At 66.3% G+C, this 12,149-nt stretch carries 13 protein-coding genes and 1 pseudogene; 10 read left to right on the top strand and 4 right to left on the bottom strand.

The window, feature by feature from the left end; genetic code table 11:
• Nucleotides 1-115 precede the first annotated feature (115 nt).
• Both A5724_RS30010 and A5724_RS30005 read right to left on the bottom strand, forming a co-directional pair.
• The gene (locus tag A5724_RS30010) at nucleotides 116-1,324 is read right to left on the bottom strand and encodes a sensor histidine kinase (RefSeq protein ID WP_067810965.1); all 1,209 of its coding nucleotides are present in this window, start codon (nucleotides 1,322-1,324) and stop codon (nucleotides 116-118) included.
• A 1-nt stretch (nucleotide 1,325) separates the two neighbouring features.
• Complete coding sequence (locus A5724_RS30005; RefSeq protein WP_067810971.1) at nucleotides 1,326-1,967, bottom strand: response regulator transcription factor; 642 nt, start codon at nucleotides 1,965-1,967, stop codon at nucleotides 1,326-1,328.
• A gap of 175 nt (nucleotides 1,968-2,142) precedes the next feature.
• Between A5724_RS30005 and A5724_RS30000 the strand changes: the two genes are divergently transcribed.
• From A5724_RS30000 to A5724_RS29980, 5 genes and pseudogenes are all read left to right on the top strand, one after another.
• Nucleotides 2,143-2,385, top strand: a complete 243-nt coding sequence (locus A5724_RS30000) for a hypothetical protein (protein ID WP_067810962.1) — start codon at nucleotides 2,143-2,145, stop codon at nucleotides 2,383-2,385.
• Between the two features lie 63 nt (nucleotides 2,386-2,448).
• Nucleotides 2,449-3,310, top strand: a pseudogene (locus A5724_RS29995) (LLM class F420-dependent oxidoreductase).
• 163 nt (nucleotides 3,311-3,473) lie between these two features.
• Nucleotides 3,474-3,716, top strand: a complete 243-nt coding sequence (locus A5724_RS29990; RefSeq protein ID WP_067810958.1) for a hypothetical protein — start codon at nucleotides 3,474-3,476, stop codon at nucleotides 3,714-3,716.
• Between the two features lie 77 nt (nucleotides 3,717-3,793).
• The gene (locus A5724_RS29985; RefSeq protein WP_067810954.1) at nucleotides 3,794-4,042 is read left to right on the top strand and encodes a hypothetical protein; all 249 of its coding nucleotides are present in this window, start codon (nucleotides 3,794-3,796) and stop codon (nucleotides 4,040-4,042) included.
• Nucleotides 4,043-4,162: 120 nt separating this feature from the next.
• Nucleotides 4,163-4,993, top strand: a complete 831-nt coding sequence (locus A5724_RS29980) for a class I SAM-dependent methyltransferase (RefSeq protein ID WP_067810950.1) — start codon at nucleotides 4,163-4,165, stop codon at nucleotides 4,991-4,993.
• Here A5724_RS29980 and A5724_RS29975 read toward each other — a convergent pair.
• A complete protein-coding gene (locus tag A5724_RS29975) occupies nucleotides 4,985-5,446 on the bottom strand; it encodes a nuclear transport factor 2 family protein (protein ID WP_067810948.1) in 462 nt (153 codons plus the stop codon). The two genes, A5724_RS29980 and A5724_RS29975, sit on opposite strands and share 9 nt — an antisense overlap.
• Before the next feature lie 78 nt (nucleotides 5,447-5,524).
• Here A5724_RS29975 and A5724_RS29970 point away from each other — a divergent pair, with 78 nt between their 5' ends.
• The 5 genes from A5724_RS29970 (at nucleotide 5,525) to A5724_RS29950 (ending at nucleotide 8,988) form a co-directional block, all read left to right on the top strand.
• Entirely contained in the window at nucleotides 5,525-6,793 is a 1,269-nt protein-coding gene (locus tag A5724_RS29970) for an acyl-CoA dehydrogenase family protein (protein WP_197518838.1), read from the top strand.
• Nucleotides 6,794-6,804: 11 nt separating this feature from the next.
• Entirely contained in the window at nucleotides 6,805-7,590 is a 786-nt protein-coding gene (locus A5724_RS29965) for a tyrosine-protein phosphatase (RefSeq protein WP_369830681.1), read from the top strand.
• Nucleotides 7,591-7,699: 109 nt separating this feature from the next.
• A complete protein-coding gene (locus A5724_RS29960) occupies nucleotides 7,700-8,320 on the top strand; it encodes a fatty-acid--CoA ligase (RefSeq protein WP_067810939.1) in 621 nt (206 codons plus the stop codon).
• Entirely contained in the window at nucleotides 8,320-8,499 is a 180-nt protein-coding gene (locus A5724_RS29955; protein ID WP_067810936.1) for a bacterioferritin-associated ferredoxin, read from the top strand. Before A5724_RS29960 ends, A5724_RS29955 begins: the two co-directional genes overlap by 1 nt.
• Nucleotides 8,500-8,580: 81 nt before the next feature.
• Nucleotides 8,581-8,988, top strand: coding sequence for a nuclear transport factor 2 family protein (locus tag A5724_RS29950; protein WP_067810934.1), 408 nt, complete (start codon nucleotides 8,581-8,583; stop codon nucleotides 8,986-8,988).
• 7 nt (nucleotides 8,989-8,995) lie between these two features.
• Here the strand turns inward: A5724_RS29950 and A5724_RS29945 are convergent, their stop codons facing one another.
• Entirely contained in the window at nucleotides 8,996-12,067 is a 3,072-nt protein-coding gene (locus tag A5724_RS29945; protein ID WP_067810931.1) for an adenylate/guanylate cyclase domain-containing protein, read from the bottom strand.
• Between the last annotated feature and the right edge of the window lie 82 nt (nucleotides 12,068-12,149).

The following is a 12,149-nucleotide window of genomic DNA, read 5'->3' as shown; positions in this document are numbered from 1 at the left end:
GGGAACTACTGACAATCCCTTCCTGACACCCCCGGAGGCGTTTGTGAAGGACTATCGACCTATATCAGCGCGAGCAGACGCAGAGGGTCACAAATTTCCGCGGAAACGGAACCTTCTACGTCTGCTCGCCGGAAGCGGTGACCGGCTCGCGGGGAGAGGTGACCGTCACCTGGGTGCCGTAGCCGGTCTGTGAGTTGATCTCCATCGACCCGCCCATCGCATCGAACCGCGCCAGCAGCGAGCCGAGACCGATGTGGCCGTCGGCGACGTACTGCGCCACGATCGCGGGGTCGAAGCCGGTTCCGTCGTCGTCGATGGTCATCACGATGCGATCGTCCCTACGAGTGAGACCGACCCGGACCGTGGTCGCCTTGGCGTGCTTGCCGATGTTGGTCAGCAGCTCGCGCGCCGCCCGATACAGCAACGCCTGTGATTCTGGCTTGCCGACATCGTCGAGGTCGGCCTGCACTGACAGTTCAGTACGGGATTCGAACTGCCGCAACAGTTCCCGCACCGCCGGCGTCAGCCCGAGTTGAGCCAGCACCTGGGGATGCAACTGTGTGACGGTCGATCGCAGCCCGGTCGCGGTTTCCTGCAGCGCCGCGTACACCATGTCGAGTGCGGGGTCGGGGTTGCGTTCCCGGGCCTCATCCAGTTCGAGCCGCGCGGCAAGCAGTGTCTGCAGCGGACCGTCATGCAGATGCTCGGCGACCTCGCGGTTGTGCCGCTCGTCGGATTGCATTGCCTCCGAAACCAGTTGACGCCGCATTTCCTGCAGCGCTCGCACCCGCGCGGACCGTCGGGCCAGCACGTAGCACAGTGCGGTCATCGCGACGGCCAACCACAGCAGGAAGCCGAAGTGCGTGTACACCATGTTCGGCAGGCCGACCTTGTCGTCGCGCTCGGAGTAGAAGATCCACACCGCGAGATAGCCTGCCGCCGTGACCGTTCCGATGATCGCCGTCATCCACGGCCGGTCCTGGAACGCCACCGAGATCGGCAGCAGGAAGAAGACCGGCAGCAGCGCCGCGGTCGCGCCGCCCGACACCAGACACAGCGAGAGGATCACGATCAGGTCGACGGCCGTGGACGCCCAATCCCCCCACCGCGGCACCGGCCCCTTGAGCACGGCGCCCAGCCACAGCAGCGCAGCCACGGCATACAAACCGAGAATCACGGCGTAGAGACCCGGCAGCCAGTGGTCGACCTCCCATATCCACACCAGCACGGCGATGAGGCCGATCAGCGGTAGCCGCAGAATCGCCGAGACGCGTACCGGTTCCGCCGCGAGGAAGTCGACGAATCGCTGGACGAGGCGCGTCATGCTACTCCAGCAGCTTGCGGCGCATCGCCTCGGCGACGGCGGCGCCGCGGTCGCTGACACCGAGTTTCTCGTAGAGGCGCTGCACATGGGTCTTGACGGTCGACGGTGCCAGGTACAACTCCTTGGCCATCGCGGGGATACTGCTGCCCGAGGCGATCAGCTTCAGCACCTCCCGCTCGCGCGGGCTGAGGACGGGGCCCTCGGGTTCGGCTCGCTTGCGGATCTCTCCGGCCAGGCCCGCGGCCAGGCTCGGCGCGACGACGTCGCGGCCCTTGGCGCAGTCCAGGACCGCTGCGATCAGTTCGCTTCGAGTCGATTCCTTCGGCAGGAAACCGGCCGCGCCCTCCTGCAGCGCCCGGAACACGATCGCGGACTCGTCATGCGCGGACACCAGAAGCACCCGGGTCGGCAGTTCGTCTCGTTGCACAGCGGCCGCGACTTCGGCGCCGTCCATGCCGGGCATGCGGTAGTCCAGCAGCGCCACCTGCGGCGAATGCGTCCGGATCGCGTCGAGCGCTGACAGACCGTCGTCGGCTTCCGCCACCACGTCGATGGACCCGCTGGAAGTCAGCGCCCGGACCACCCCCTCGCGAAACAGTGGGTGGTCGTCACCCACAACCACGCGCACCTTTTCGCTGGTCATGAAGTCAGCGTCGCACAGCAACGGGCCGTTCTTCCGCCGATTGGGGGACCCACAATTCCGCCGTGTCGGGGGCCGATCACCGGACATACAAACGGCCCGCGGGCCGACAGTCTTGAGTCATCGCCGGAAACGCCGGCGAGAACCACGAAAAGTCAACGAACACAGGAGAACTCACATGAAGTGCAAAAGATTCGCCCGCTACTTCGCCCTTCCGATCGTCTCGGCAGGCATCATCGGGGGCGCGGCCCTCGGCCTCGCGGGGGTGGCCAGTGCGGCCAACAACGCGGACGTGCGCCAGCCAGACGTGGTGGCCACGCCCGACATCAAGGCACACCCGGCGCCCGTGGTCATGCCTGGCCAGTACTGGCACCACGGGATCCACCACGTCGAGGCGCTGCGGCCGGAATACATCCGCTGATCAACGCTACCGAGGCCCTCTCCCGAGGAATTGGGGGAGGGCCTCGCCGCGTTGACGCACGGTATGCGGATCGGCGTGGTGTTTCCCCAGACCGAACTCGGCGGTGACCCGTCGGCGGTGCGTGCCTACGGCAAGCGCGTCGAGGAACTGGGTTTCACCCATCTGCTGGCCTACACCACGTCGTCGGCGCCGACCCGGCGGTGTACAAGGACTGGGCCGGCCCCTACGACATCTCCACCACGTTCCATGAGCCGCTGGTGATGTTCGGCTACCTGGCTGCCATCACCACGACGCTGGAGCTGGTCACCGGGATCATCATCCTGCCGCAGCGGCAGGCGGTGCTGGTCGCCAACAGGCCGCCGAAGTCGACCTCCTCAGCGACGGACGGTTGCGGCTGGGCGTCGGGCTCGGCTGGAACGCCGTCGAGTACGAGGCGTTGAACGAGGACTTCTCCACCCGCGGCAGGCGGCTGGGCGAGCAGGTCGAGGTGATGCGTCGGTTGTGGACTGAGCGGTCGGTGACGTTCGCAGGCAAGCATCACCGGGTCACCGGTGCAGGTCTCGCCCCGCTGCCCGCCCAGCGGCCCATCCCGGTGTGGATCGGCGCCGCGTCGCGGCCGGCGTTGGAGCGTGCGGGCCGGCTGGCTGACGGCTGGTTTCCGATGATGCCCCCTGGCCCGAAACTCGACGAGGCCCGCGACATCGTGGCGAGGGCCTCCACCGCCGCGGGCCGGGACGCGTCGGCGCTCGGCATGGAGGGCCGCGTCAACTGGCGTGGTGACCTCGAGCAGGCGGCCGAGGACTTCGCCAAGTGGGCCGCCGCAGGAGCCACCCACGTGTCGGTCAACACGATGGGCGCCGGCCTTCGCACGGTCGACGACCACCTGGCTGCGTTGGCCGCCGTCGCCTCGAATCTGCCTGCCTGACACCAACCCCGTCGCGCCGTCCCCCGATTGGGGGACGGTCGATTCATCCTGTCCAACCTCCGATCGCCGGACATACATCGCGCGCCAAAACCGGCAGTCTTATGTCAACGCAGGAACACACCGGCAGAGAAGACCAAAAGTCAACGGAGACAGGACAACTCACATGAAGAACTTCGCACGCTACGCACGTTTTGCTGCCCTGCCGATCGTCTCGGCCGGCATCATCGGCGGCGCCGCGCTCGGCCTGGCCGGCACCGCAGGCGCTGTGACCACCGACGTGCATCAGCCCAACACCGTTGCGGCGCCGTCGGTCAAGGCCCACCCCGCGCCCGAGGCCCAGCCCGGCTGGCGCTGGCACCACGGTGTGCACCATCTTGCCGACCTGCAGCAGGGCTACACCCGCTGATACCCCCAGACCGGAACCCTCCCCGAAGTAGCCCCGGGGAGGGTTTCTCAAAACCCGAACCCCACAGGAGAACTCAGATGAAGATCACCCGCAGCCTGGCCCGTTACATCGCCCTTCCCGCCATCTCCGTGGGCGTCCTCGGCGGCGCCGCACTCGGACTGGCCGGGATGGCCAACGCCGGGACCTACCCGACCCACGACCCGAAGCCGCGGCCCGGCATCGTCGCCAACCCCGGCACCATCGCCCGGCCGCCGGTCGTCGTGATGCCCGGCCATCGCTGGCACAGGGACCGCGCGTTCGTGATCGACATACCTGTCGGCGAATAACCAGACATACCTGTCGGCGAATAACCAGACATACCTGTCGGCGAATAACCAGACATACCTCCTGAGGCCCTCCCCGCTGACCTTCCGGGGAGGGTCTCCCTGCTGTCTTAATGTGGACCGATGAGCACGAATCCGCTGCACGCGATGTGGTCCGCGGTGGCGCCGTCGTGGGGTGAGTACGCCGACTACGTCGACGAGCGTGGTGCTGTTGTAGGCCAGGCCATGCTGGCCGCCGCCGACATCCGGCCCGGTGAGGCCGTCCTCGAACTCGGCTGCGGACCCGGCGGGGTCGGGTTCTCGGCGGCCGCGCTCGTCGGCCCCGACGGCCGGGTGGTGTTGTCGGACGTCGCCCCCGAGATGACCGCAATCGCCGCGGAACGTGCCGAGCGCAGGGGACTACGCAACGTCGTGACGCGGGAGTTGGACATGGAGCACCTCGACGTCCCGGACTCGTCGTTCGACAAGGTGCTGTGCCGCGAGGCACTGATGCTCGTGTCCGATCCGACCGCAGCGGCGCAGGAGGCTTGCCGCGTGCTGCGGTCCGGTGGTCGGGCGGTGTTCGCCGTCTGGGGACCGCCTGCGACGAACCCGTGGCTCAGCGCCCTCCTCGACGCGCTCAGCGCTCAATTCGGCGCGCCCGTTCCGCCGCTGGGTGCGCCTGGCCCCTTCGCGCTTTCGGAAAGCGGGGCGCTCGCCGACGTCCTCTCAGCAGGCGGTTTTCACGGCGTCGAGGTCAGTGAAGTCGCGGTGCCGATGCGGGTCGGGTCGTTCGACGACTGGTGGCGCATTGTGCCATCGCTGGCTGGCCCGGTGGCCGCGCTGCTCGCATCGCTTCCCGATGACATCACGTCCACGATCCGCGACAACGCGGAGGCCGATCTGCGGCCGTTCGCGACGCAGACCGGCTACCGCATCCCCGGTCTCAGCCTCGTCGGAGTCGGGTCACCATAGCGGGATGTCGAGCCCGTACTCCGATTCCGGCCGCGGGCCGAAGTAGCGCCGCTCCGACTCTTCGATCTTGACGTCGTTGATGCTGGCCTCCCGGCGCGCCATCAGGCCTTCCGGCGTGAACTCCCACAGTTCGTTGCCGTAACTGCGGTACCACTGTCCGTCGGCGTCATGGCATTCGTATTGGAAGCGCACCGCGATCCGGTTCTCCCGAAAGCCCCATAGGCTCTTGCGGAGTACGTAGTCCAGTTCGCGTTCCCACTTGCGGGTGAGGAACTCGACGATCTGTTCGCGTCCGAGGATGTGCTGGTCGCGGTTGCGCCAATGCGAGTCCACCGTGTACGCGAGGCTGACCTTGTAGGGGTCACAAGTGTTCCAGGCATCCTCGGCGGCCTGAACCTTCTGGCGCGCGGTCTCGACATTGAACGGGGGAAACGGTGGACGGCTCTCGGTCATGTCATGTTTGTACGCCCGACGAGCCACCGTGATTCCCTTAACAGACAGGTGTCATATCGTGGCCGCATGGACTTCGCGATGTCGGCCAAGGGCCAGGACTACTACGACCGGCTGACTGATTTCATGGTCGAGCACGTCTTCCCCGCCGAAGCCGCCTACGACGCATATCGCGAGGAGAAGGGCCCCAAGGATCACACGGTTCCGCCGGTCGTCGAGGAACTCAAGAAGCTGGCCAAGGATCGCGGGCTATGGAACCTGTTTCTGCCTGCGGAATCGGGGTTGACCAACCTGGAGTACGCGCCGCTGGCCGAGCTCACCGGGTGGAGCATGGAGTTGGCCCCCGAGGCGACCAACTGCGCCGCGCCCGACACCGGCAACATGGAGACGCTGCACCTGTTCGCCACCGAGGAGCAGCGCAAGCAGTGGCTCGAGCCGCTGCTCAACGGCGAGATCCGCAGCGCGTTCGCGATGACCGAGCCCGCGGTGGCCAGCAGCGACGCGCGCAACATCCAGACGACGATGCTGCGCGACGGCGACGACTACGTGATCAACGGGCGCAAGTGGTGGATCTCGGGTGCGGCCGACCCGCGCTGCAAGATCCTGATCGTGATGGGCCGCACCAACCCGGACGCGGCAAGCCACCAGCAGCAGTCGATGATCCTGGTGCCGGTCGACACCCCTGGTGTCTCGATCGAGCGTTCGCTTCCGGTGTTCGGCTGGCAGGACCAACACGGGCACTGCGAGATCAGCTTCGACAATGTGCGGGTGCCGGTGGCCAATCTGCTCGGCGAGGAGGGCGGCGGGTTCGCAATCGCACAGGCTCGACTCGGACCGGGCCGCATCCACCACTGCATGCGCGCCATCGGGGTGGCCGAGCGGGCCATGGCGCTGATGATCGCCCGCGTCAACAGCCGCATCGCGTTTGGTAAGCCGCTGGCCGAACAGGGTGTGGTGCAACAGCAGGTTGCGTTGTCGCGCAACGAGATCGACCAGGCCCGGCTGCTGTGCCACAAGGCGGCGTGGACCATCGACCAGCACGGTAACAAGAGCAAAGACGCCCAGCAGCTGGTCGCGATGATCAAGGCCGTCGCGCCCCAGATGGCGTGCAACGTGATCGACCGGGCGATCCAGGTGCACGGCGCCGCGGGCGTCAGCGACGACACCGTGCTGGCCCGGCTGTACGGCTGGCACCGGGCGATGCGGTTGTTCGACGGGCCCGACGAGGTGCACATGCGGACCATCGCGCGCAATGAACTGGGCAGGGAGAAGTCGGCGTTCGCGGCGGCGGTGAACCGCCAATCGGGCGCGGCGGTGAACCGCCAATCGGGCGCGGCGGTGACTGCCTAGTGTCGGTCGGCGTGGGAGAACTGTCGGGGGCGTGGAACTTTCGTGATGTGGCGGAGGAGACGGGCATCCGGCCGGGCCGGTTCTTCCGGTCCAGTGAGCTGAGCCGCCTCGACGACGGCGGCCGGGAGACCTTCCGCCGACTGGGCATCACCGACGTCGCCGACCTCCGATCGGCCCGCGAGGTGGAGCGTCACGGCCCGGGCCTGGTGCCGCAGGGCGTCGAGGTGCACCTGCTGCACTTCCACGAGGTCGCCGCGGTCGACGGCGAGGCGCCGCATGAGACGGCGTTTCAGAAGATGATGAGCGAAAAGCCCGACGACGAAGACATCGCGGTAGCCGCCCGCCGGTTCATGACCGAGGAATATCTTCGGTTCCCGACGCTCAGTGGCGCGCAACGCGCTGTGCGGCAAGTCATTTCGCTGCTCGCCGATGAGCGGCCGGTGATCACGCACTGCTTCGCGGGCAAGGATCGCACCGGCTTCACGGTGGCGACGGTGCTCGACGCCATCGGTGTCGACCGCGACGTGATCGTCGGGGATTTCCTGCGTAGCAATGCCGCCGTGCCGCGGCTGCGGGAGCAGATCCTGACCTCGATCAGGGAGCGTACTGACACCGACGAGGAGATCACGTTCGCCGAGGCCCGGTTGACCGACGCCGTGTTGGGTGTACACGAGGACTATCTCGACGCCTCCCGGCGATCTATCGAGCAGAATTACGGTTCGCTTCGGGACTACTTGGCCGCCGCGGGTGTGACGGCCGATGACCTCGCGCGAGTGCGAACGGCGCTGCTGGGCTAATTGCGCAACGCCCTGGCGATTTTCGACCTGTTTTTCCGACGCGTGGGCACGGCGAGCTCGCCACTAACGCAAATCGACCCTGCTCGGGCGGTACCGTCCTTTACCGACGATGAATCACGAGCCCGCACACTCGCTTGTGCTGACCACCGACTACCGCGTGCCCGACCCGACGCGGGTATGGCCGCTGCTGCAGCGGCGCCGCGACGGCCTCCGTGCGCTCGGCGCGCATCACGTGTTCGTCTACACCTCGACCACGGATCCGGAGCGGGTACTGGTGACGATCGCGCTCGAGACCCGCGAGCCGGTTGTCGAGCTGTTGCGGTCCCGGGCGTTCTTCGAGTGGTTCGACGCAGTCGGCGTCGAGGACCTCCCCGCGGTGTTCGCCGGTGAGCTCATCGAGCGCTTCGACTTCGTCGGCGACTCGGCTGCGGCACCGGGCATCGTCGTCGTCGGCATCATGGTGGTCGACGACCCGGCCAGTTTCCGCGTACATGTCCGCGAGACGCGAGACCTGTTCCTGAAGGCGGGAATTCGTCGAGTCCGGATCTTCGAAGCGTTCGACGATCCCGACGAGGTGATGTTCCTGCACGAGTTGACCGACGCGGAGAGCGTCAAGCACTGGTTGCAGCGGCCCGACATCGCAAGCGAGTGGTTTTCCGACGCAGGAGTTGGCGCGTATCCGCCACTGTTCGTCGGCAGGCTGGCCCATGCCATGCGCATCGAGCCCTGATGTACGTCTGCCTGTGTCTCGGTGTCACCAGCGACACCATCGGCCGAGCCGTGAGCGCAGGCGCGACGACGTCCAAACAGGTTGCGGACGCATGCGGCGCAGGCTCGGAATGCGGCCGCTGCCGGCGCACCGTCCGAGCGATCATTGCCGCTGCTCAATCAGGATCGGCGCGCGAGTGACCCTGGTCGGACATTGGCGCAGGTGGCTAGGCTTGACCGGGGGTTAGGGGTTCGCCCAATTCGCTGAGTCGGGGAGGACCGATGGACAGTGCAGCGATGCAGTCACTGGTGGAGAAACACATACAAGCTGAAGGGCGGGGCGACGTCGACGGCGCGGTTGCCGTGTACACCGACGACATCGAGCACGACGCCGTCGGCTTCCCCGGTAGCCCGACCCACGGCATCGACGGTGCCAGGGATTTCTACCGCTACCTCACCGCCAACCTCCGCGCGGAAACCGAGGAAATCCTTCATCGGTACGTGGCCGACAACGCCATGATCCTCGAACAGATCATGACGGGCACCGTGATCGGCGAGCTGCTCGGCCTGCCCGGCCGCGGTCGAAGAATCAGCTTCCGGATATTGCATGTCTTCGAATTCCGCGACGGCCTGATCAGCCGCGAGAACATCTGGCTCGACTCCAACGCGATCGTCGAACAACTCGGCTGAGCGTCCCTCAGGGGTTGCGCGCGGCGACAAGCGCAGGCGTACTCGCGCCACACCGCTCAACCAGAGTTCTTGCCCGCCTGGCACATTCCGATGCGAGTTCGTCGGCTCCGTGCCGCCGGTACATCACCGCCGCGTGAGCGGCTGCGTCCAGAGCAGCGATGACATCACCGATGTTCTCGAATTCATTTGATACCGCTGCTAATGCAGCCGCGTCACCGGCCGCCAGAGCGGCAGACAGCCGCCCCGCAATGACAACGCGCGGCCCTTCCACCACATTCGCCAGTTCGCGTAGTCGGCTGGCGCACGAACTGTCACCGAATTGCGCAGCTGTTTGCAAGCACATCACTTCCGCGGCGAATTGCCCATTGCCTCTTGCGATTTGCGCAGCCCCGAGTGTTTTCTCTATCGCTTCGCTGAGGGCTCCGCGGCTTGCGGCAACCCATCCTTCAGCGATCCCCAACTCGTAATCGAGGTATCGCCAACTGGGGTGGCGCACGTCGTCAAGCCTGGAAAGCGCAGCGTCGGCCTCCTCGGTCATTCCGGCCATTGCCAGCGCCGCAGTCAGCAACAGCTGGGTCCGGTACTCCCACCCGTGAGTCGCGCCGATAGCACCGAATGTCACGGTGGCCGATTCCAGGAGAGTGAGCGCGTCGTGCAGTCGGCCGGCGCCCAATGCGGCCCTGGCCGCAACGACTCGGAATAGCTGCTCGTATATCACGCTCGTGTAAAAGGTTGCGCGGCTGCTGAGCGTGTTCGCCGTGTTGTGTGCGGCGTAGATCTGGCCCGCCAGCAGGTGCGCACCGACATGGGCATCCGTGATGATCATCAAGCCCCGTACCGGTACGGCGTATCCGGCTTCGGCCGCAGCCGCGGCGTCCCCGGGTAATCCTGCATCTCCGAAAGCGACGGCCGCCGCCCAGGCTGTCACGCGTGCGGCGATGTCGGGCAGGTGCGTTCCAGCGACGCGCTCGATCGACTCCAGCGCAACCTGGGGTTTGCCCATCGCCGCCCAGTAGACGACGAGGAACGCGTCGACGAGACGTCGCGCGTCCACGGACGTCGCGGTCTTGAGTTCCTCGTCTGCCAACTTTTTTGCACTCTCGGGATCTGCCAGCGCGAAGAGTGTGTTGGCTGCCCGCATGAAGAACAGTTCAGGGTGGTGAGCCTCGACCGATTCGTTACCGAGGACGTTGAGGAGCACCGCATTTGCTTCCGCGCCGCGGTTCAGCATCGACAAATTGTGTGCGCGCAGGATGCTCGCCTCTGCTCCCGCGCCGGCACGGATTGCCGCGTCGATCAGTTGGTCTGCCAGCGGAAGATCGACGAGCCAAGCCGCGCCGCGGGCGGCTCGCGTCAGCATGTCCGGATCGGCTTCCAGGTCCGCGCTACCCGCGAAGGCGGCACGTAAGTTGCCGATGTCGGTGACGACTTGGTCGTGCAATTGCTCATATCGATTCGGCACCCTGGTGCCGAGCAGGTCCAGCATTTTCATGTAGTAATCGCGGTGCCGCTTACGGACCGCCGTACTCTCCCCCGACTCGTCGAGCTTTTCGGTCGCGTACTGACGCACGGTCTCCAGCAACCGATAGCGCGCATGGCCGGCCGAATCTTCGGCGACCACAAGCGATTTGTCGACGAGCGACGTGATCTGGTCGAGCACCGCATACCGATCGAGGTCGTCGTCGGCGGCGACGACACGGACGGCCTCGAGATCGCACCCGCCGACGAACACTGCCAACCGCCGGAACAGGATTCGTTCCGAGCCGGAGAGCATTGCATGCGACCAGTCGACCGACGCGCGCAGTGTCTGTTGTCGGGGCATCGCTGTCCGCGCTCCGCCGGTGAGCAGGCTGAAGCGATCGTGGAGGCTTTGGGCGATTTCGGTCAACGACAGAGCGCGTACCCGAGCCGCGGCGAGCTCGATGGCCAGCGGGATCCCGTCGAGGCGTTGGCAGATCTCACGCACGGCCGCAACGTTTTCGGCGGTGACCGCGAAGTCCTGGCGGACTTGGCGGGCACGGTCGGTGAACAACTCAGTTGCTTCGTCGGCGATCGAAAGCGACGGTATCCGCCATGTCACCTCGCCGGTCACGCCGATCGGCTGGCGGCTGGTAGCCAGGATTCTCAGCGACGGACACGCGCCCAACAGAGATGCGCAGAGGTGCGCGCTCGCGTCGAGTAGATGCTCACAATTGTCCAGCAGCATCAACATTCGGCGGTCCCCGATGAACCGGATCAGCACATCGATAGTCGACTCGTCCGGCTGATCGGGTAGCCCTACCGCGGCGCCGACGACCACCGGTACGTTTTCCGGCTCGGTGACCGCCGCGAGATCGACGAATCGTACCCATCTGTAGTCGTCGGCCGTGTCTGCTGCAACCTGCAACGCAAGGCGGGTCTTGCCGGCGCCGCCGGCTCCGGTCACGGTGACCAGCCGGTTGTCGGCCACCAGCTGCCGGACGTGCTTGATTTCCTCGAGGCGGCCCACGAAGCTGGTCAGCTGCTCCGGAAGATTGTGCGACACCGCAGAATACGTTGTGCGTAACGGCGGGAAGTCGTTACGAAGGTCGGCGTGGCACAGCTGGACGATCCGCTCGGGCCTCGCCACGCCCCGGAGCGGGTAGGTCCCCAGTTCGGTCAGCCACGCGGCGAGCGGAAGCCCACCGCCGACCATCTCCTCAGTCGTGCCCGACAGCAGCGTCTGACCGCCGTGCCCGAGGTCTCGTATCCGGGCGGTCCTGTTGATCGTTGGGCCGATGTAGTTCGCTTCGTCCCGAAGTTGGGCTTCGCCGGAGTGCACACCGATGCGCAACCTAATCGGTGGCGGCGAAGCCCTCTGCAGTTCGATGGCGCAGGCCACCGCGTCGCCGGCCCGCCCGAAGGCCAGCACGAAGCTATCACCCTCCCCCTGTTCGAGAGGCCGCGCGCCGCCGTATGTGGAGACGAGTTCCGCCAACAGCTGATCGAGTTGTGCGAATGCGGCGGTCATCGCCTCCGGGCGGGTCTCCCACAGGTGGGTAGACCCTTCGACGTCAGCCAGCAGCAATGTCACTGTCCCCGTCGGCAGCACATCGCTCACGCCACATCGCCCCAGCTCAACGGTTAATTGGCTCGCTTCGATCCAACTTGTCAATGCTAGCCAGACGGTAGCCGCAACGGGT

This window comes from Mycobacterium sp. ACS1612 (genome assembly GCF_001667505.1).
Classification (GTDB): Bacteria; Actinomycetota; Actinomycetes; order Mycobacteriales; family Mycobacteriaceae; genus Mycobacterium.
The sequence above is the reverse complement of the archived record's forward strand: the minus strand, read 5'-3'. Positions and strand labels throughout refer to the sequence as shown.

Bases quoted from the DNA above. Each gene is read 5' to 3' on its own strand.
- A5724_RS30000 (WP_067810962.1), top strand. From the start codon at position 2,143: ATGAAGTGCAAAAGATTCGCCCGCTACTTCGCCCTTCCGATCGTCTCG.
- A5724_RS29985 (WP_067810954.1), top strand. From the start codon at position 3,794: ATGAAGATCACCCGCAGCCTGGCCCGTTACATCGCCCTTCCCGCCATC.
- A5724_RS29960 (WP_067810939.1), top strand. From the start codon at position 7,700: ATGAATCACGAGCCCGCACACTCGCTTGTGCTGACCACCGACTACCGC.
- A5724_RS30010 (WP_067810965.1), bottom strand. From the start codon at position 1,324: ATGACGCGCCTCGTCCAGCGATTCGTCGACTTCCTCGCGGCGGAACCG.
- A5724_RS30005 (WP_067810971.1), bottom strand. From the start codon at position 1,967: ATGACCAGCGAAAAGGTGCGCGTGGTTGTGGGTGACGACCACCCACTG.
- A5724_RS29980 (WP_067810950.1), top strand. From the start codon at position 4,163: ATGAGCACGAATCCGCTGCACGCGATGTGGTCCGCGGTGGCGCCGTCG.
- A5724_RS29950 (WP_067810934.1), top strand. From the start codon at position 8,581: ATGGACAGTGCAGCGATGCAGTCACTGGTGGAGAAACACATACAAGCT.
- A5724_RS29975 (WP_067810948.1), bottom strand. From the start codon at position 5,446: ATGACCGAGAGCCGTCCACCGTTTCCCCCGTTCAATGTCGAGACCGCG.
- A5724_RS29970 (WP_197518838.1), top strand. From the start codon at position 5,525: ATGTCGGCCAAGGGCCAGGACTACTACGACCGGCTGACTGATTTCATG.
- A5724_RS29955 (WP_067810936.1), top strand. From the start codon at position 8,320: ATGTACGTCTGCCTGTGTCTCGGTGTCACCAGCGACACCATCGGCCGA.
- A5724_RS29990 (WP_067810958.1), top strand. From the start codon at position 3,474: ATGAAGAACTTCGCACGCTACGCACGTTTTGCTGCCCTGCCGATCGTC.